The 19,225-nt window shown below is 59.5% G+C and carries 21 protein-coding genes and 1 tRNA gene; 13 read left to right on the top strand and 9 right to left on the bottom strand.

What is annotated here, in order from left to right:
- The first annotated feature begins 95 nt into the window (after positions 1 to 95).
- The 4 genes from M0746_RS18815 (at position 96) to M0746_RS18800 (ending at position 3,692) form a co-directional block, all read left to right on the top strand.
- The gene (locus tag M0746_RS18815; RefSeq protein WP_208938403.1) at positions 96 to 704 is read left to right on the top strand and encodes a LemA family protein; all 609 of its coding nucleotides are present in this window, start codon (positions 96 to 98) and stop codon (positions 702 to 704) included.
- Between the two features lie 25 nt (positions 705 to 729).
- Positions 730 to 1,485, top strand: a complete 756-nt coding sequence (locus M0746_RS18810) for a TPM domain-containing protein (protein WP_258450204.1) — start codon at positions 730 to 732, stop codon at positions 1,483 to 1,485.
- Between the two features lie 33 nt (positions 1,486 to 1,518).
- Complete coding sequence (locus tag M0746_RS18805; RefSeq protein ID WP_258450203.1) at positions 1,519 to 2,136, top strand: TPM domain-containing protein; 618 nt, start codon at positions 1,519 to 1,521, stop codon at positions 2,134 to 2,136.
- 329 nt (positions 2,137 to 2,465) lie between these two features.
- Positions 2,466 to 3,692, top strand: a complete 1,227-nt coding sequence (locus M0746_RS18800) for a class I SAM-dependent methyltransferase (RefSeq protein ID WP_258450202.1) — start codon at positions 2,466 to 2,468, stop codon at positions 3,690 to 3,692.
- A gap of 65 nt (positions 3,693 to 3,757) precedes the next feature.
- Here M0746_RS18800 and M0746_RS18795 read toward each other — a convergent pair whose 3' ends face one another.
- Positions 3,758 to 4,663 carry a DMT family transporter gene (locus M0746_RS18795; protein WP_258450201.1) on the bottom strand — a complete coding sequence of 302 codons (906 nt, stop codon included), beginning with the start codon at positions 4,661 to 4,663 and terminating at the stop codon, positions 3,758 to 3,760.
- 232 nt (positions 4,664 to 4,895) lie between these two features.
- On the opposite strand from M0746_RS18795, the gene M0746_RS18790 reads away from it, so the two are divergent.
- The gene (locus M0746_RS18790) at positions 4,896 to 5,477 is read left to right on the top strand and encodes a DJ-1/PfpI family protein (protein ID WP_258450200.1); all 582 of its coding nucleotides are present in this window, start codon (positions 4,896 to 4,898) and stop codon (positions 5,475 to 5,477) included.
- Positions 5,478 to 5,637: 160 nt separating this feature from the next.
- Positions 5,638 to 5,982 carry a YegP family protein gene (locus M0746_RS18785; RefSeq protein ID WP_093103876.1) on the top strand — a complete coding sequence of 115 codons (345 nt, stop codon included), beginning with the start codon at positions 5,638 to 5,640 and terminating at the stop codon, positions 5,980 to 5,982.
- A 164-nt stretch (positions 5,983 to 6,146) separates the two neighbouring features.
- Here the strand turns inward: M0746_RS18785 and M0746_RS18780 are convergent, their stop codons facing one another.
- Entirely contained in the window at positions 6,147 to 7,166 is a 1,020-nt protein-coding gene (locus M0746_RS18780; RefSeq protein ID WP_258450199.1) for a DUF4917 family protein, read from the bottom strand.
- 154 nt (positions 7,167 to 7,320) lie between these two features.
- On the opposite strand from M0746_RS18780, the gene yiaY reads away from it, so the two are divergent.
- The gene (gene yiaY, locus M0746_RS18775) at positions 7,321 to 8,469 is read left to right on the top strand and encodes an L-threonine dehydrogenase (protein WP_258450198.1); all 1,149 of its coding nucleotides are present in this window, start codon (positions 7,321 to 7,323) and stop codon (positions 8,467 to 8,469) included.
- Here the strand turns inward: yiaY and M0746_RS18770 are convergent.
- On the bottom strand, positions 8,430 to 9,059 hold the full coding sequence (locus M0746_RS18770; protein WP_258450197.1) for a hypothetical protein: 630 nt from the start codon (positions 9,057 to 9,059) through the stop codon (positions 8,430 to 8,432). The two genes, yiaY and M0746_RS18770, sit on opposite strands and share 40 nt — an antisense overlap.
- Before the next feature lie 255 nt (positions 9,060 to 9,314).
- Between M0746_RS18770 and M0746_RS18765 the strand changes: the two genes are divergently transcribed.
- From M0746_RS18765 to M0746_RS18745, 5 genes are all read left to right on the top strand, one after another.
- Positions 9,315 to 10,583, top strand: a complete 1,269-nt coding sequence (locus tag M0746_RS18765) for a hypothetical protein (RefSeq protein WP_258450196.1) — start codon at positions 9,315 to 9,317, stop codon at positions 10,581 to 10,583.
- Between the two features lie 198 nt (positions 10,584 to 10,781).
- Positions 10,782 to 11,513, top strand: coding sequence for a hypothetical protein (locus M0746_RS18760; protein WP_258450195.1), 732 nt, complete (start codon positions 10,782 to 10,784; stop codon positions 11,511 to 11,513).
- 38 nt (positions 11,514 to 11,551) lie between these two features.
- A complete protein-coding gene (locus M0746_RS18755; RefSeq protein ID WP_258450194.1) occupies positions 11,552 to 12,265 on the top strand; it encodes a hypothetical protein in 714 nt (237 codons plus the stop codon).
- An 84-nt stretch (positions 12,266 to 12,349) separates the two neighbouring features.
- A complete protein-coding gene (locus tag M0746_RS18750) occupies positions 12,350 to 12,988 on the top strand; it encodes a LysE family translocator (protein WP_258450193.1) in 639 nt (212 codons plus the stop codon).
- A 163-nt stretch (positions 12,989 to 13,151) separates the two neighbouring features.
- A complete protein-coding gene (locus M0746_RS18745; protein WP_258450192.1) occupies positions 13,152 to 13,655 on the top strand; it encodes a DUF4142 domain-containing protein in 504 nt (167 codons plus the stop codon).
- A 207-nt stretch (positions 13,656 to 13,862) separates the two neighbouring features.
- Here the strand turns inward: M0746_RS18745 and M0746_RS18740 are convergent, their stop codons facing one another.
- On the bottom strand, positions 13,863 to 14,273 hold the full coding sequence (locus M0746_RS18740; protein WP_208938389.1) for a low affinity iron permease family protein: 411 nt from the start codon (positions 14,271 to 14,273) through the stop codon (positions 13,863 to 13,865).
- A gap of 161 nt (positions 14,274 to 14,434) precedes the next feature.
- On the opposite strand from M0746_RS18740, the gene tam reads away from it, so the two are divergent.
- Positions 14,435 to 15,205, top strand: a complete 771-nt coding sequence (gene tam, locus M0746_RS18735; RefSeq protein ID WP_258450191.1) for a trans-aconitate 2-methyltransferase — start codon at positions 14,435 to 14,437, stop codon at positions 15,203 to 15,205.
- Between the two features lie 70 nt (positions 15,206 to 15,275).
- On the opposite strand, the gene M0746_RS18730 is transcribed toward tam, so the two are convergent.
- From M0746_RS18730 to M0746_RS18710, 5 genes are all read right to left on the bottom strand, one after another.
- Positions 15,276 to 16,535 (bottom strand): type II toxin-antitoxin system HipA family toxin, encoded by a 1,260-nt coding sequence (locus tag M0746_RS18730; protein WP_258450190.1) that lies wholly within the window; start codon positions 16,533 to 16,535, stop codon positions 15,276 to 15,278.
- The gene (locus M0746_RS18725; RefSeq protein WP_258450189.1) at positions 16,528 to 16,845 is read right to left on the bottom strand and encodes a helix-turn-helix transcriptional regulator; all 318 of its coding nucleotides are present in this window, start codon (positions 16,843 to 16,845) and stop codon (positions 16,528 to 16,530) included. Before M0746_RS18725 ends, M0746_RS18730 begins: the two co-directional genes overlap by 8 nt.
- A 251-nt stretch (positions 16,846 to 17,096) precedes the next feature.
- A tRNA-Gly gene (locus tag M0746_RS18720) sits at positions 17,097 to 17,170 on the bottom strand.
- 159 nt (positions 17,171 to 17,329) lie between these two features.
- Entirely contained in the window at positions 17,330 to 18,214 is an 885-nt protein-coding gene (locus M0746_RS18715; RefSeq protein WP_208938385.1) for an alpha/beta fold hydrolase, read from the bottom strand.
- 315 nt (positions 18,215 to 18,529) lie between these two features.
- Positions 18,530 to 19,222, bottom strand: a complete 693-nt coding sequence (locus M0746_RS18710; protein WP_258450188.1) for a pseudouridine synthase — start codon at positions 19,220 to 19,222, stop codon at positions 18,530 to 18,532.
- Positions 19,223 to 19,225: the final 3 nt, after the last annotated feature.

Here is a 19,225-nt window from a genome sequence, read left to right as displayed (position 1 = left end):
AGCCCGTCGCAATCCAGTGGCGGGGCCGATTATGCCCCAACCGCCGTGCCGGAATGTTCAGCGCGCGGTTTTTTAATCCAAGGAGCATCACCGCAATGACGATCAACCCGACCTACCGCTCACGTTTGCAAGTGGCCACGCTGCTGGTGCTGGCTACCTTCTTGACCGCGTGCGGCATCAATAATATCCCGACCCTCGACGAACAGGCCAAAGCCGCCTGGGGTCAGGTGCAGAACCAGTACCAGCGCCGCGCCGACCTGATCCCCAATCTGGTGGAAACCGTCAAAGGCTACGCCGCCCATGAACAGGAAACCCTGACCGCCGTGATCGAAGCGCGGGCCAAGGCTACGTCGATCCAGGTCGATGCCAGCACCCTTGACGACCCAGCGAAACTCAAGCAGTTCCAGCAGGCGCAGGATCAGCTGACCGGCGCACTGAGTCGCCTGATGGTGGTCTCCGAGCGCTATCCGGACCTGAAGGCCAACCAGAATTTCCTCGCCCTGCAATCGCAACTTGAGGGCACGGAAAACCGCATCGCCGTGGCGCGCCGCGATTTCATTCTGGCGGTGCAGAAATACAACACCGAGATCCGCACCTTCCCCGGGCGTCTGTGGCACAGCGTGATGTACAGCGACCTGCCGATGCGCGAAACCTTCGAAGCCACCACGCCCGGCGCGGAAAAAGCCCCGGAAGTGAAGTTCTGAATCGGTGTTGGCGATGAGGTTGTGCATGCGCGTGTTGAAAACGGGCCTGGTGCTGATGCTCTGGCTGTTTGCCGTCAGCGCCCAGGCCGAATTGACGTTCCCGGCGCTGAGCGGGCGTGTGGTCGATCAGGCGCAGATGCTTGAGCCGTCGCTACGTGCGCAACTGAGCCAGCAATTGCAGGCCCACGAACAGGCGACCGGCGAGCAGTTGGTGGTGGTCACGCTGCCCGACCTGCAGGGCACCACCATCGAAGATTTCGGCGTTCAACTGGGCCGGCATTGGGGCATCGGCCAGAAGGACAAGAATACTGGCGCACTGCTGATCGTCGCCCGTGACGAGCGCAAATTGCGCATCGAAGTCGGTTACGGTCTGGAAGACCGGCTGACCGATGCGCAGGCGTCGGTGATCATTCATCAGGTCATCACGCCTGCGTTCAAGGCTGGCAACTTCAGCAAAGGCATCAGCGACGGGGTGGCGGCGATGCTGGTGGTACTGGGCGGCAACCCGCTCGACGAGCCATCGACGGTGTACGAATCCAGCGGCGACCCGGCCGATGATTTCATCTCGCGGCATCCGGCGCTGTTCATGTTTTTGGTGATGTTGTTCATCCTGACGGTGTTTGTCTGCCAGATGCTCGGTATCCTGCCCGCCGGCCGTGGCGGCTCCGGAGGCGGGGGCGGCTTGGGTGGCGGTGGATTCGGCGGGGGCGGTGGCGGCGGAGGTGGCTTCAGCGGCGGCGGGGGCAGTTTCGGCGGCGGTGGTTCGTCCGGCGGCTGGTGAACACAGAACAATAACGAGCAGGCATTTTTCGACATGGCATTACTGACTGAACACGAACAACGCAAAGTCGCCGAGGCGATCGCCCGGGTCGAACGCGACACCGACGCCGAACTGGTCACGGTGCTGGCTGCGCGCGCCGACGACTATGCGTACATCCCGCTGCTCTGGGCCAGCCTGCTGGCGCTGGTGCTGCCGGGCGTCGTGCATTACCTGACCGGCTGGCTGACCCTGCGCAGTCTGCTGATGGTGCAATGGGGCTTGTTCATTGTGCTGTGCCTGCTGTTCCGCCTGCCCAAGATCACCACCCATCTGGTCCCGCGTCGCGTGCGCCACTGGCGCGCTTCGAATCTGGCGCGGCGGCAGTTTCTTGAACAGAATCTGCACCACACCGTGGGCAGCACTGGCATGCTGATTTTTGTCTGCGAGGCCGAGCGGTATGTGGAGATTCTGGTGGATGAGGGCATCTCCCGGCGTCTGGACAACAAGAACTGGGATGCGATTGTTTCGGCGTTTACCGAGCAGGTGCGGCAGGGGCGTACGCTGGAGGGGTTTGTTACCTGTATCGAGGCGTGTGGCGAATTGTTGAAAGTGCATGTGCCGGTGACGCAGGTGAGGAATGAGTTGCCGAATCGGTTGGTGGTGTTGGGCTGAAGCAGTTCTTCCTGCCTGGGATCGCAGCCCCTCACCCCAGCCCTCTCCCGGAGGGAGAGGGAGCCGACCGCGTTGTTCTATCGAGTAACGCCGACCTGAAATACCGAGTCGAACTCAAGTCGGGAAATCCAGAGTCGACTCGGTCGTTCAGGTCGATATCGAGCGCAAGCCACCTCGGTCGGCCCCCTCTCCCTCCGGGAGAGGGCTGGGGTGAGGGTAGCTTTTTAACTGTCGAAACCAACCGTTCAGCAAATAAGCACGTGTCCCCAACCTCCATCCCCCTAAAATACCCGCCATTCCCGATTTCGCCCTTCCGAGGCTGCTTTTTCATGTCCGTCACCGCCCCATCCGCGCCGTCCACAAAGCCGGCGCCCGACCACCACGCCCAGTTCATCGAGCTGCTGCAAACCAGCCTCGAACAGAACGGCTTCATCAAACTGGTGCTGGCCAAGTACGTCGGTGACGAGGCGGATCTGCAGCGGGTGATCATCAAACCGGTGACGGTCAAGGCGCAGCCGAACCTGTCCTTCGTCTACCGCTACAAGACCCGCGATATCACCAAGAACCTGCCGCTGAATGAAGGCGTAGCGGCGATTGCCGGGCTGTTGCCGACCGCGTTCAAAAATGCGCATTTGCTGGCGCTGAGCGACGAAGCCCAGCTGGAATACAGCAAAAAGGGCAAGTCTTCGCTGTTCAAGAGCAAACCTCAGCAATTGCGCGAGGCACCGTCCGCCGAGCATAACCGCGAGAAAAACCGCTTCCTTGAGTTGAGCCGGCCGTTTCTCCAAGACCTCGGCGTGACCAATGCCCAGCATGAGCTGATCCCGGCGATGTCGCGCAAGTGGAAGCAGATCAACAAGTTCATCGAAGTGTTCAGCCACGCGCTGACCTCGTCACCGCTGGCGCTGGACAAGCCGGTGCGGGTGGCGGACTTTGGTTCGGGCAAGGGCTATCTGACATTCGCGATTCACGATTACCTGCGCAATACCCTGAAAGCCGAAGGCGAGGTCACCGGCGTCGAGTTGCGCGAGGAGATGGTCAACCTGTGCAATGCCGCGGCGGCCAAGCTGGAGCATCCGGGGCTGGTGTTCAAGTGCGGTGACGTGCGCAGCGTCGCACCGAGCGAGCTGGACGTGATGATCGCCCTGCATGCCTGCGACATCGCCACCGATTATGCGATCCATACCGGCATCCGCTCGGGCGCGTCGATCATCATGTGCTCGCCGTGCTGCCACAAGCAGATCCGCCTGCAGATCCAGAGCCCGGCGCTGCTCAAACCGATGCTGCAATACGGTTTGCACCTGGGCCAGCAAGCGGAAATGGTCACCGACAGCCTGCGTGCGTTGTTCCTCGAAGCCTGCGGTTACGAGACCAAAGTGTTCGAGTTCATCTCGCTGGAACACACCAACAAGAACAAGATGATCCTGGCGGTGAAACGCGCCGAGCCAGTGAACCCGGCGCAGTTGTTGCTGAAGATTCAGGAGTTGAAAGACTTCTACCACATCAGCGAGCACTGCCTGGAAACCCTGCTGCGCGCCGACGGTTACCTGGCCTGACGCTGACCCTGTAGGAGCGAGCCTGCTCGCGAAAGCGGACTGACAGTCGACGATGATGCTGGCTGTTACGACCCCTTCGCGAGCAGGCTCGCTCCCACATTTGATATGACTGCAGTCTTGCGCCCGAGCATGACGGTAGCAATCACGCCGCAGGCAAACACCCAGGTGATCGGCTCAACGTGTTCGCCAAAGAACAGCGCCGAAAAGGCAATAGTGAAGAAGATCTGCAACAACTGAATCTGACTGACCCGGGCAATGCCGCCCATGGCCAGCCCGGCGTACCAGGCGAAAAACCCGAGAAACTGCGAAAACAGCGCAACATACCCAAACGCCCACCAGGCCTTGGTCGAAACCGCGCCCTGATGTTGCAAGGCCAAATACAACACCGGCCCGATCAGCAGCGGCGTCGACAGCACCAGCGCCCAGCAGATCACCTGCCAGCCGCCCATCTCTTTGGCCAAACGGCCGCCCTCGGCGTAACCCAATCCACCGACAGCAATCGCCCCGAGCATCAACAAATCCCCGGCCTGAATGCTGCCCGCCCCGGTGTACAACGCGTAACCGAGCACCAGCGCACTGCCCAACGCGGCGCAGGCCCAGAAGGCTTTCGATGGGCGCTCGTGGGACAGCCACGCCGCATACAGCGCCACGCACAGCGGCTGCAAACCATTGACCAGCGCGCCGTGGGACGCCGGCAAGGTTTGCATGGCCCACGCCGACAACACCGGAAAACCCAGAATCACCCCGGCGATCACCAGGCTCAGGCCTTTGACTTGTTGCCAGCTCGGCCACTTCTCGCGACGCCACAACAGCAGCAACGCCGCCGGGATGGCCGCGAACAGCGCCCGTCCCAGGCCGTTGAGCAGCGGATGCAGTTCCTGCACCACGATGCGGGTGAAGGGCAGGGTCAGGCTGAAAATCACCACACCGAGCAGGCCGAGGGCCATGCCGGTGTTTTCGCGCGAGGACATGAGGGGGACCGGAATTGAAGGTGGCTCGAAGTCCTCCATCTAGCCATAAACCGCAGGGTTCAGGCTGTTACAGCCAGACACAAATTCAGGCGTACAGTTTGCCGACGCCATCGCGAGCAGGCTCACTCCTACACGGGAACGCATTCCAGATGCAGGAGTGAGCCTGCTCGCGATGAACGATGACTCGGTCTACCTTGAATACTCCCGGACCTTTCTCACAGGAGACCTCCTCATGCCCGCCAAAAAAATCCTCATGCTGGTCGGCGATTACGTCGAAGACTACGAAGTGATGGTGCCGTTCCAGGCCCTGCAAATGATCGGTCACAGCGTGCATGCCGTGTGCCCGGACAAGGCCGCCGGGCAAACCGTGCGGACGGCCATTCATGACTTCGAAGGCGATCAGACCTACAGCGAAAAACCCGGCCATCTGTTTGCCCTGAATTTCGACTTCGTCAAAGTCAGCGAGGCCGATTACGACGCGCTGCTGATCCCCGGCGGGCGCGCTCCGGAATACCTGCGGCTGAACGAGAAGGTCCTCGAACTGGTGCGCGCCTTCGACAACGCCGGCAAACCGATCGCCGCGGTCTGTCACGGTGCGCAACTGCTGGCCGCGGCGGGCATACTCGAGGGACGCGAATGCAGCGCCTACCCGGCCTGCGCGCCGGAAGTGCGGCTGGCCGGCGGTACTTATATCGACATCGCGGTCACCGACGGCCATGTGCAGGGCAATCTGGCCACGGCACCGGCGTGGCCCGCGCACCCGAAATGGCTGGCCGGGTTTCTCGGGTTGCTCGGCACGCAAATCATTTTGTAGTGAGCGGACAGGCGCTTTCGCGAGCAGGCTGGCTCACACAGGAATGCTTTCCAGTGTGGGAGCCAGCCTGCTGGCGATGGGGCTGCAACAGGCGACAGATACCCCGCGCTGGTCTTTACTGTGAAGCGCACTCTGCCTAAATCGCCAAGGAGCAACGCGCATGTCCGGATGGTACGAAGTGAGCAAGAGCAGCAACGGCCAATTCAGGTTCGTGCTCAAAGCGGCGAATGCCGAAACGATTCTGACCAGCGAGCTGTACACCACGCGCGCCGGTGCCGACGGTGGCATCGCCGCCGTGCAGAGCAACAGCGCGGTGGACGAGCGCTACGAGAAAAAGTCGACCAAGGACGGCCATCCCTACTTCAATCTGAAAGCGGCCAACCATCAGGTCATCGGCAGCAGCGAGGCGTACTCCTCGGACGCCGCCTGCGATAAAGGCATCGCCAGCGTCAAAAGCAACGGCGCCACCAAGGTGATCAAGGACAAGACCTTGCCCGTTCTTTGAATTCGACCCGGTCCCGTAGGAGCGAGCCTGCTCGCGATGAGGCCATCAGCTTCGATAGAGATGTCGACCGACAGACCGCTATCGCGAGCAGGCTCACTCCTACAGTTGAAATGCGATCCCCTGTAGGAGTGAGCCTGCTCGCGATGGCGTCGGTAGCCTCGCCACTAAACCTCGACCGGCACCGACAACTTCGCATCGCCCAGCGCATGGCTCTTGGCATCAAAGAACCGCAACTCGACACCGGTGCCGTCGAACAGCTTGCTGTAATGGCGCTTCTGATGCTGAACGAACGCCGCACTGCGCGGATAAATCGAAATCGCCACGCTCGCCGGTTTGGCCAGACGCAGCGCGCGGACGATGTGCGCGTCCTGCTCACCCAAGGCATGGCCAAAGATGCACAGGCTGGCGCCGTGGCCCAATAACTGCTGATAACAGAACGACAGATAATCCGAGCTGCGGATGGTCTTGAGCTTGTCCGCGCTCGGCCCTTCGCTGACGAACAGCGGCACGTCATCGAGCGTCTTCAGCGTGTTGTTGATGGCGAAACTGCCGAGCAGCGTGCCCTCGGTCGAGGTCAGTTTGCGCGCCGTGCCGTCCTGGTTACGCACCAGATGCAGACCGCCGTGCAAGTACAGCAAACGCGGTTTGTCGGTGGCGCTTTCGCTCAAGTCGAAACTGGCGTTCGGGCCGTTGAACAGATCGTCGATCACGGCGCTGTCGTGTTGCAGCGCCCAGTAGTTGAGCAAATCGTAGTTGGTGGTGAATACCGTGCGATAGCGCGCCAGTTCTTCATTGAGCGTCGCCAGCGTCGTCGGCTGCACCAGCCGCCACGGGATGTGCATGGCGTGCACGGTGTTGATCAGCGCTTCCTTGATCGCGTAATAGCGATTGCGCGGCGCCGCCGAGCTGACGGCCAGCGCCTTGTTGACCCGGCTGGTGGTTTTCAGCGCGCCGAGTACCTGCTCGAAACTGCGCGTTTGCAGCGCGTCGAACACCGCGAGTTCCGAGGCGCTCAGGGGTTTTTCTTCCACGGTGCGGGCATTTTCGAACAGCGAGTCGTAGCCGAAGTCGTCCCATACCGCGCGGCTGGCGCCGTTGCCCACCAGCAAACCGTTGAAATCGGTCGCGGCGCGCAGGGCGTTCCAGTCTTCGAGGGTGGCGTCGACATTCAGAAAATCAGTCATTGCGCAGGCGTCTCAAAACAAAGGGGCAGATGGGCGGCGACTTTATCACGAGCGGGCATTGAGCCAGATCAACATCCGTCGTGACCGATCGGTCGATCCTGTGTGCATCCGCCGGAGCGCAGCGCTCGAACCGGCCCTAGTCAGGAGACACACGATGAGCAGCACCTTCTTCATTCCGGCGGTCAACATCATGGGCAGCGGCTGCCTCGACGAAGCCATGGACGCGATCCGCAACTACGGCTTCGGCAAGGCATTGATCGTCACCGACAGCGGTCTTGCCAAGGCCGGCGTCGCCACTCTGGTGGCCGAGAAACTGGCCATGCAGGACATCGACTCGGTGATTTTCGACGGCGCCAAACCCAACCCGAGCATCGCCAATGTCGAGGCCGGGCTGGCGCTTTTGCAGGCCAGCGGCTGCGATTTCATCGTCTCGCTGGGCGGCGGTTCGCCCCACGACTGCGCCAAAGGCATCGCCCTCTGCGCGACCAATGGCGGGCACATTCGCGACTACGAAGGCGTCGATCAATCGCAAAAGCCGCAACTGCCGCTGGTCGCGATCAACACCACCGCCGGCACCGCCAGCGAGATGACCCGCTTCTGCATCATCACCGATGAAGCGCGCCACGTGAAAATGGCCATTGTCGATCGCAACGTCACGCCGCTGCTGTCGGTCAACGACCCGCAACTGATGGTCGCCATGCCCAAAGGCCTGACTGCGGCCACCGGCATGGACGCGCTGACCCACGCCATCGAAGCCTACGTTTCGACCGCCGCCAACCCGATCACCGATGCCTGTGCACTCAAAGCCATGAGCCTGATCAGCAGCAATCTGCGCCTGGCCGTGCGTGACGGCAGCGACCTCGCCGCACGGGAAAACATGGCTTACGCGCAGTTCCTCGCCGGCATGGCCTTCAACAATGCCTCGCTGGGTTTCGTCCATGCGATGGCACACCAGTTGGGCGGCTTCTATGACTTGCCGCACGGCGTCTGCAATGCCGTGCTGCTGCCGCATGTGCAGGCGTTCAATGCGCAGGTGTGTGCTGAACGACTGAGAGACGTCGCCCATGCGATGGGCGCGGATATTCGCGGATTCAGCGCGGAGGAGGGCGCGCAGGCCGCGATCAACGCGATCCGCAGCCTGGCCAGGGACGTCGAGATACCCGGTGGCCTGCGTGAACTGGGCGCCAGACTCAGCGATATTCCACTGCTCGCCGCCAACGCCTTGAAAGACGCTTGTGGATTGACCAATCCACGGGCGGCGGATCAGCGCCAGATCGAGGAGATCTTTCGCAACGCGTTTTGATAAAAGGCGCGAAGGCGGGCGAAGTCGAACAGTCCTTCGCGTGCTTCCACAAGCACGGTGAATGTGCGCACGCGGGACCAGTTCGACGCGATGCCACTCAAGCGATGACTGGCGCAGATCCGGTGCTGTTGCGCAGCGTCGATATCGGTCAGTTGAGTGAACCAGGTACGGTCAGCCTCAACTATCACTTCGGCGAGGTGACGGCCGTTGTTCAAATCGACAATATCGACGTAACCGCCTTCGCGCGGCACTGTTCCTGTAAACGTCACAACATCGCTGACGTTCTCGTGTTCTTCAGGAGAAACGATCACAGGCGCGTCGTCCGTGGCGGTGACTTCGAATGCGCGGTCGGCAGACCAGTCCGACGTGGTTCCGGCGATCACACGTGCACGGATTCGATGAGGACCTGGTGAGAGTTCTTCAAACACATCAACTGTCCAGCGTCCGTCGGCATCGATCGGACCCGACGCATAATGAAAGTTTTCCCTGGCGTCCCATATCTCGATCAGACCGCCTGCCTGGCCCGTACCGAAAAGATGCGGGCGGCGTGCGGTTTTGCTGCCTTCGAACGGGAACACGATCGACAACATTCGCGGTTGGCCGCCTGCTTGATGCGCGCTACTCATGACCGGTTTGCTCACTTGAAAACAGAGGATCCCAGCGTTACAGCTTTGCCTGAGCGTGAAACCTGTAAGAAATAACAGTCTTTTAGATTCTATTGATTTAAGCGCTATTGCATTAGGTGTTTAAAAACTGTCACTTCTATCAGTTGTCGGGCGTGAGTGCTTCGGATCGAATGTCCTGCACAGCGGGAACGCAATCGATCTTTCGAGGAGCGCACCAACATGTCAAACAACAAAGTCCCAATCGCACAGTCAGCGGGAGAGATGGATCTCACCTTTGGTACCTCAGGTTTGTGCACGCTGCGTTTTACAAGCGAGGGCAGGACGATAGGCGAAGGTGCGGCGACGACGCCGTCGGGGCAAATTATCGTTAGCGCGACCATCATCGATGCGGAGGGAAAATCCAGTTACGGCCTTGCGCGTCTGGACGCCGAAGGTCATCCAGACCTGAACTTTGGTACGGCGGGCTTCCTTACCGGCCAATTCAATGATGATGCGGCCTCGCAGGGCGGGCAGGTGTTCGTCGACAAGCATGAGCGCATCTGGATGTGTGGCGTGAAAAGCGGCATAACCACCGAGTACCAACAGGTCATCGCTCGATTCAATTCTGACGGCTCGCCCGATGTCGAGTTCGGTGGTCCGCAGCCAGGTTATCGAGAAGTGCCCATGCGCATTACCTCACTGCTCGGTGCCACGGGCGGCAGCCTGATTTTGGCAAAATCGGATCCTCAGCTTGCGGAGCCTGACAGATTGCTGTTCATGACTTCGCGAAACGGCAACGGACTGCTGGCGCGTTTCCATCTCGATGGCAAGGATGACAACACGTTCGACGGTAAAGGCTGGAAACACCTGGAAGTCTTCAAGCTTGGCATTACCCTGCGGGGAGTCACGCAGTTGAACGATGGGCTGATTCTTGTGAACGGCGGGCTCGAAGGCCTCAGCCAGGGTTTGGTGATGGCGTTCGACCAGAGCGGAGCGGTCGCGGAATTTGGTGAGGGAGGTGTGTTGCGTTTGCTGATCGAAAAGGATGGTGCACCTCTCAAAAGCACGGTGAACCACATTATTGTGCAATCGGCGGAGCGCTTGCTCTTGATCGGTTCGGCGATTGACGCCGGCGGGGTTCAGCACGCGTTCATCAGTGGAATCTTGAAAATTGGCCAATTCGACCCCGACTTCAACGCCGGTGTACCGGTTATCACCGCGGCAACCGAAGCACTGGACCTGCGTAGCTGGCAAGCGGGTTTTGCGCTGGACGATAACGACGGCAAGCGAATCGTCACGGTCGGACAGACCTCGGCCGGCGAACGACGCTTGCTGACTGGAGGATTCGTGGTCGATGGCGCCTTGGACCCAGCGTTCGATGTCGAAGGCACGGCCCGGATCGAATGGACTGCGCAGTCGGCCTGCCTCCAGAACTCTTGCGTGCTGGTGCTGGGGCACAAGGACGGTGCGGCTTATGTGGTGCGATTGTTGACCGCTGCGGTTGGCTGACGGCAGGGCAATCACACGATGGACGTGACTGGAGTCCGGGCTATCCTGCCGACCCGGACGAACCCCAGTCATGCTGCAGCAAAGCCAGATTCCGGGGTGAATTGCTCACACTGGATGGTTGATCACGCATCGAACGGGTTGAAACGGCTGAAAGGGAAAGGGATAGTGCGCGCCTGAAACGTTATCAAGGAGAGCGGCGTGACATTGAAGTCTGCAAGGATCGGATGTGCGGCATTGTGTGTAGCGTTGATGGCAGGGCAGGCTTTTGCCGAGTGCACGCTGTCAGCCGTTTCGGGTGATCTTGATTTCGCTGTGTGCAAGGACTGGCCAGCTTATCCGGGGCAGTCCATCGCTGCCAAAGCCACGTTCGCGCGTGACGCCGGCTCTGACGTGGGGACGAGCGGCTTTTATGATCTCGACCTGTCTATTGTTCAGGACGGGCAAGCCGGGCCGATCGCGACCTTTCACCAGGACAGCGCCTTCGAATCAAACGGCGTCGCGTTGCATGAGCTGACGCTGGATACCGCCCGCTATTCAGTCACTCCCGATATCCGCGCCTTTGGCGTTCGCACCCGGTTTACCAATAGCTCTCGGCTCAATCCACTGGATGAGACTCAGCTCACCCTCTACGTCAGAGAAGGTCAAACGCTGCGCCCTGTGCTGCAGCAGTTACTGGTCTATCAGTATGGCGGCGAGTGGGACGGAAATTGCGAGGGCGAGCGCAGTGAAATCACCCGAACCGTGGAGATCGCCAAAACCAGCTCCCATGGTTACGCGGACCTTATCGTGAGAACGAGGGAAACAGGTACTTCCAGTGTGGGCAAGGGCGATGCTTGCAAGGATAAGAACACCGAGTCCAAACCCGTTTCGACAATCCTGCGTTATGACGGCAAGTCTTACGTTCTGCCACCAGGTTTCAAAGGTCTGTAATCGACCTGCATTCACACGACATTTATCAAGGAAGAACCATGCTCCCACCCACCAGACTGCTGATTGCCATTGGTTTTCTCGCCTGCGCTTTCCAGGCCCAGGCCGCTTGCGACATCAAGGCCTTCGACGGCAAGTCCCTGTCACGCTGCAAGGTCTGGCCTGCGGTGCAGAACCAGGCGATCGCGGTGACCTCGACGTATCTGGCCGACCCTGGTGACGATGAGGCCGGTGTGTTCGATCTGGATCTGGCGATCGTCGACGCGAGCAGCGCCAAACCCGTCGCCACCTACCGCAAGCCGGGGGCGTACAACTCCGATGCCGTGCGCTTTGACGACCTGCGTATCGACACGGCGCGTTATCGATTGGCACCGGAAACTCGGGCTTTTGGCTTGCGCTCGAAGTTTTCGCACAGCTACCAGGCCAATCCTTACGAAAAAACCGATCTGGCCCTGTACGTGCGCGAAGGCAATGCGCTGCGCCCGGTGCTGGAGGGGCTGGTGATCGCCAAGAGCAATGGCGAGTTCGTGGATTGCGAAGGCTATGAAAAGAAGATTCGCCGCAGCGTGGACATCGGCCCCTCCAGCCACCATGGCCTGGCCGACCTGATTGTCACCACCCGTGGCAGCAAGACGAAAAATACCCGGTCGGGCCAGGAATGTGTGTCCAGCACGACCCCACTGAAACAGACCCGCATCACCCTTACTTACGACGGCGAGCAATATGTCGTTCCCGAGGACTACAGGGGTTATTGATTGATGATCTCCAACCGGTCGGCGACCTCGCCTTGCGGCTGATATAGACTGGCCGCCACGTGTTCTGGCGCTTGCAGGTTCCCCATGACTCCATCGTTGCTTATGGCCGTACTGGCCTCGGGTTTCATCTACGGCATCACCCCGGGACCGGGCGTGCTCGCGGTGTTCGGCATCGGTGCGGCGCATGGGCGGCGGGCCGGGGCGGGGTTTCTGTGTGGGCACTTGCTCGGTGATGTGGTCTGGTGCAGCACAGCGTTGATCGCAATTGTCGGCGCCCGTGAAATCGGCAGCAAGGCGTTTGATGTGCTCGGCGTGCTCAGCGCGCTGTACCTGTTCTGGCTCGGCTGGCGCGCAGTGCGGGCGCAACGCCGCAGCAGTGACGAAGCGCAAGGCGCGGCGCGCCAGCCGTTCTGGCACGGCATCGTGTTCGGCCTGACCAATCCAAAGGCCTACCCGGTGGCCGTGGCGACGTTCACTGCGCTGCTGTCGAGCCGCGCCGAACTGCTCAACTGGTCAATGCTGCCGGCGCTGATTGCTCTGAGTTTCGTCGGCGGCGCGCTGGCTTACGCCATTCTGGTCGGCGTGGTCGGCGCCCAACGCGTACGTATGGTTTATCAACGCCACGAGCTGTTGATCACTCGACTGTGCGGGGTGATGTTCATCGGTTTCGCCATCAACGCACTGATGCATGCGCTACCGGGTTTGATGCCGAACAAGGCTTGACGCAGGTTTTGCCAGACACACCGTTCGTCGCGCCTGGGCCAGTTTTTCTAAACCTTTGACCGTTAAAACATTCCTAACTGAGGCGGACGTTGGTCCGCCGCGTGCATTTAAGCAGCGGGCAAATCACGGCCCGTTTGAATTTTCAACGAAGGAGGGCGCGACCATGAGCCGGATGGCCACCCGTTTACGTACCGTCAGTTTCGCAACCGTGCTGGGCCTTTGCGCCAGCAGTGCGTTCGCCCAGTCGCCTGCCGAATTCATCAACGATGCCTCCGCCAAAGGCATGGCCGACATCGAAGCCAGCCGTCTGGCGCACGGCAAGACCGAATCCAAAGAGGTTAAGGATTACACCATCGTCGTCATCAATGACCGCACCACGGCCAATCAGCACCTGGCAAAAATCGCCAGGAAACTTGACCTGCCTGTCGCGCCCCGCGAAGAGCTCGCCGACAAGGCCAAAGAGCTGATGCCGGAAGTCAAGGATGGCGCGACCTTCGATCAGGCCTACGCGGCGAGTCAGGTCAAGGCCACCGAAGAAGCCATCACCCAGATCGAGCAACAGGCAAAGACCACCGACGTGCCGGAAATCAAAGCGTTTGCCGATGAGACGTTGCCGAAGCTGCAAAGCCATCTGGAGAAGGCCCGCGCGTTGCAGGCCAGCCGTTAAACCCGCCAGTACTTGCATGTACCGCTGAAACCTTCGCAGGGCCTGCTTGATGCAGGCACTGTCGAAGGTTTTTTTATGCCTGCGACACGTCCCCTCTGGGAGCGAGCCTGCTCGCGAATGCGCTGTGTCAGCCGATCATGTATTGCCTGAAACTCCGTTTTCGCGAGCAGGCTCGCTCCCACACAGGGGTGTGAATATGCAGATTGCTCAGCACTCATTCAAATCCTGCTTTGGCTTGCTCTTGTCACCGAGCCCCTCAAGATCAAACACCTGGTTTTCACCCAGCGAGCGGTAATGCTTGCGCAATTCCTCCAGTTGCTTGAGGTCCAGCGCCTCCAGCCCGAGCATCGCGTTCTGCGCTTCCTTGTTGACCCGCAGCAGCTCATCGAGCTTGAGGTGCAGGATGTCGGTGTCACGGTTTTGCGTGTTCTGAATCAGGAACACCATCAGGAACGTGATGATCGTGGTCGAGGTATTGATGATCAGTTGCCAGGTATCGTTGTAACCAAAAATCGGTCCGCTCAAACCCCATAACCCGATCAGGATCAACGCGCCCATAAAGGTCTTAGGGCTACCGGCCCACAGTGCGAGCTTCTGGGCGATTTTTGCGAATTTCATGACTGTGTTCCTTTTTTAGCGAGCTTGAAATTCAGACAGTCGCTGCGCTTGGAAAATTCTAATTACAATTAAGCTGCGAATACTGGACGTTGGTAGGAAAGGCAGGTGCGCCGGATCGCGGTATGGTGGCCGCCGCTGAACTGCCTCCACAGGAGAACGCAATGAGCTGGTCTGCCAAGCAATACGTCACTTTCGAAGATGAACGCACCCGCCCGGCCCGCGATCTGCTGGCGGCGATTCCCACGGCTGATGCGCGTGCCGTGGTCGATATCGGTTGCGGTCCCGGTAACTCTACAGAGTTGCTGGTGCAGCGGTTTCCTGCAGCAAAGGTCAGCGGGCTCGATAGCTCGGCAGACATGATCGATGCAGCACGCCAGCGCTTGCCGCAAGTGCAGTTCGATGTTGCCGAGATTAATGAATGGGCGGATGCAGGCCCGTTCGATGTGATCTTCGCCAATGCGGTGCTGCAATGGGTGCCGGATCACGCGACGTTGCTGCCGGCACTGGCAAGCAAGCTGTCAGCGGGTGGCAGTCTGGCGATCCAGATGCCCGACAACCTCAATGAACCCTCACATCGACTGATGCGCGAAGTTGCGGCCAGTGGCCCGTGGGCGAGCAAGCTCGCTGGCGCGGCCGGGCAACGCACCGACATGGCCAGCGCCAGCGAATACTTTTCAATGCTGCGACCGCACTGTGCGCGAGTGGATGTTTGGCGTACGACTTATCACCATCAGTTGTCTGGCGGGGCGGCGGGGGTTGTTGAGTGGTTCAAGGGGAGCGGGTTGATTCCGTTTTTGAGCCCGTTGACCGAAGAGGAACGGGCGCAGTATCTGCAGCACTATCTGGCGGCGGTTGCTGAGGCTTATCCAGCATTGGCTGACGGCTCGGTGCTTTTGCCGTTTCCACGCTTGTTCATTGTTGCGACCCGTTGACCCCTCCCTCAGCAGGCTCGCTTATGTCCTGCATGCAGACTCGGATTGCTGGCCGGTGGACCCTGCCGGTTCAACGAAGGAGGGCGACGTTGCTATCGATCCTGCCCTGGATGATTTGCAAGGTCTCTGGGGTTATCTCGTTCGGAAGCAGCTTGCCAGCAATTGCCGAAAACCGGCTGGCAACGGCGCATATTCGATCTATCACACCCTGCGCTTGATCGATTGATACCTCCGCTTCCTGCGAAAGCTTCAGCATCTCTTTACGGCCAATTTCCAAAGCTTCACCCATGACGTCCATTTGGTGATAACCGCCGGGCCCTTCGCAAAAGGTCACGTCGAAGGCAGGCGACAATTTCCACTCGCCGGAAGACGTCATGAGGTAGGCGAAATTCTTCGGATGATCATCCCGGTTGTTGAACGCGACGTTGAATACCGCTCGTTCGAAGGCCAGCGCTTTCTCGCGCACGTCATTAGTGCAGTGATGGGTCGCGCGGAGAAAGTTCACGTAATCCAATGCGCCGGGGGAACGAAAGTCGGCTCCGGTCAAGGCTGCCAGGCTCTGCATGGGAATGCGCAGACCGTCTTGTCGGTCGAAGCGTCTGCTGGCGAAAGCGGCCATTCCATCAGGCAGGCGAAAGTGCCGGCTGTCGGGCGTCTCGATGCCACACAAACGCAGGCATTCTGAATAGGCCATTTCGACTGCGCAGACTTCGGGATGCTCGCCCTGACCGGGGAATTTCACCAGCCAGGCTGCGAATCCAGAGACAGTCGCCGTGGTAAACGTCCCGGTTTCGCGATCGCGATAGATCAACGCCTTGGGTCTGGCACCTTGCGGCGAGCCACCCACCAATAATAATTTCTGCAGCAACTGTGCACCGTCGCCGTCGAGCACTTCGCGCACTTCGGCCGCCAGCAGCTCAATCGAGTCATGGGTGGCCGGTATCCGTAACTCAGGAGCGACAGGCTCGAACGACATGGCGCCCATCGCGTTCGCGCCGACATAGGCCAAACGCTCCAGGGGGCCGATGCGTGCGGCATTGAGGCCGCGACGCTTGAACAAGCGATCCATCAGAAGCATGCCCCAACCATCCGGCAACGCGTCATAGACCGGGCCGGGGAGACCCATCTGATGCGATGGAAAATCTCGCCTCAGCTTCCCACCCGCTAACGGCAGGCGAAGGGAGGACAGTTCCAGGCCTTTTTTCTTCGCCTCATCGCTGTACTCAAACACGATCAGCGGGCGCCCGTTCAAGGCTGTAGTGGAAACAAGCGAGCCCCAAAGCCAGCGCTCACCCCAACCCTCGTAATAAACGTCCACTTTCTCAAGCATTGTCAGGTTTCCTTTTGATGCGCTGACGCTTGGCGCTGTTTTCGTAACGCAGGATATCGTCCAGGGTTTCGATTTTGGGCTGGAACAAGTCTTCGAGTTCTTTTCCGCGGCCAAGCACCGTCGCAACGCGCACCAGATTCTCGAACCCGACGTTGCGCCCAGACTCCAGATTGGACACGGTGTTGATTCCGATACCGGCCCGTGCGGCCACATCAGCCTGGGTCATTTCCAGAGCGAGCCGTTCTGTACGCAGCCGATTGCATAGACGTTTGACGATTTCGGCGGGCGTGCTGAGATTAAGCTCGAGCATGGCGAGGTCTCTCGATGAAGTCTGATTTCTGAAGTGTAGCGTAAATCCCTTTTAACGGATTTTATCCGCTAATAAACGATATAAAACACAGAATAATGGATTTATATGAAGCAGGATGTTTCGCCGAGATTGAGGGGGATTCTTGAAAGTGTCCTCACCAAATCCCGGACACAAAAAAACCGGCCCCTGTAGGCCGGTTTTTTGATTCCTGCGTCCCCCGTCAAAAAGCAGGACGTAAGACAAGATTCGGTTGGAGCGGGTAGAGGGAATCGAACCCTCATCTAAAGCTTGGGAAGCTTTCGTTCTACCACTAAACTATACCCGCTCAGAGCGGCTGACTTTGTACCAGACTCGGCCACGGATTTGAAGTTTTTCTTTTCTTTCCAACGACTTTTTACGCAGAAACCGGTCAGTCGCGAGCAAGGGCTGCAACGGTGCGAAACGAACACCTCAAGCCTGTAGCCTTGCCCGCGCTGACGTCCTTTCAAATAGCCAATGCATGTTGGTCCTGCACAAACGAGTAGCGCGTTCGATTGGCCTGCTGCGCCGGTTTCAGAAAACCAAGCAAGGCGTTCTGGCTGTCGCGGCACGCGGCTTTGTGTTCCATGTCGAGAAAATGCCCGGTGGCTTGCAGGGTGGTGAACGTGCTCTGCGCCACATGGTTGCCGAACAGGCGCGCATCCTCGGCGGCGGTGTATTCGTCCCACTCGCCGTTCAGAAACAGCACCGGGACGTTGATCTTCTTCGCCGCGTTCAAGTAGCACTGGCGGTCGCTGTGCAGTACATCGTTGATGTGAAAGTGCATCTGCCCGTATTCGTGTTCGGCCAGGCTGCTGACGTGGCGGTAGTTGAAGCGCTTGAACAGCGACGGCAGATGTTTGCCGATGGTGTTGTTGACCAGATGGCCGACGCGGTCGCGATCGAGATTGCCGAGGTAGTCGACGCCGCGCTCGAGGTAATCGAGCATGTGTGCGTTGATCACCGGTGAGAATGAGCTGATCACCGCTCTTTCGATGCGTCGTGGCTGCTGGGCGAGGGCGACCAGCGTCGCGGCACCGCCCCAGGAAAACGACAGCACGTGTTCGGCGGCAAAGTGGTCGATCAGCTCCAGCAGGATCTGCCCTTCGACTTCCTTGGTCAGATGTTTCTCGTGACGGTTGTGGGCTTTCGAGCGACCGGCGTAGGGCTGGTCGTAGCAGACCACGTTGAATTGCGGGTGCAGGTTTTTCACCGTCTGGGCAAACGACGCAGTCGTGGCCATCGAGCCGTTGACCAGAATGATGGTCTTTTCTGCGGCGTCTGCGCGATAGAACTCCGTGTAAACCCGATACTGACCCTGTATATCCAGCACAGCGATTTCTGGCCTCATGTCGTAAGACTCCTGGCAAGCAAGCGGGTATGCGCGCAACGAAGATTGCACGAGCTTTGTGACAGGTAGGCATACGCCTGGAATGTGTTGGCCCATGTCGATCCGGTAAGGCAGGTCGACGGGTGTTGTTATTGGCGGGCAGTCTGCCGGTTCAAATGCAGCCCTGAGGGCTTGCGACCGACAAAAAGTTTCTTGGAAGTTTTGGGTGACTCATCGGTCACATTTCGGCCGACGACCTGATTCAAGCAGGGGAGTCCGGATCGCGCAAGTGCCGTTGGTAAATTGTTCGACAACTTCGGCTGAGCGGTCGCTGAGTTAAAACAAATGAATCTCTTCGGTGCGCAAAGCGCGGTATTCGCCCGGTTTTAGCGCGCTATCGAGGGCCAGTTCGCCCATCGATTCGCGGTGCAGGCGCAGCACCTTGTTGTCGAAAAAACCAAACATGCGCTTTACCTGATGATAGCGACCCTCGACGATGCTCAGCCGCGCCGAACGCGGGCCGAGCAGTTGCAGGTGCGCCGGTTGCGTGGTCAGGTTTTCAAAGGCGAAATAAATCCCCTCGGCAAAGGTCTGCGCGTAGCGCGCGTCAATCTCTTGCTCGGTTTCGACGTAATAGACTTTTGGCAGCTTGGTTTGCGGTTGGGTCAGCCGCCGCGACCAGGCGCCGTCATTGGTGATCAGCATCAGACCGGTGGTGTTGAAGTCCAGACGGCCGGCGATGTGCAGGTCGGCCTTGTCTGGTTCATCGAGCAGGTCGAGCACGGTCGGATGTTGCGGATCGCGGGTGGCGCTGACGCAGCCCGGTGGCTTGTGCAGCATGAAGTAGCGCGCCGGTTTGCCGCTTTGCAGGACTTCGTCGTCGACTTCGACGCGGCTGAATTCCAGCACCTCGCTGTGCGGGTCGCTGACGACTTTTCCGTCAACTCGCACGCGCTTTTCTACCAGCAACAGGCGAACCTGCTGACGGTTATAGCGGGGCAGGTTACTCAGGAAACGGTCGACGCGCATGGT

The organism is Pseudomonas sp. S11P7 (assembly GCF_023195435.1).
GTDB classification, from domain to species: Bacteria; Pseudomonadota; Gammaproteobacteria; order Pseudomonadales; family Pseudomonadaceae; genus Aquipseudomonas; species Aquipseudomonas fluorescens_G.
The sequence above is the reverse complement of the archived record's forward strand: the minus strand, read 5'-3'. Positions and strand labels throughout refer to the sequence as shown.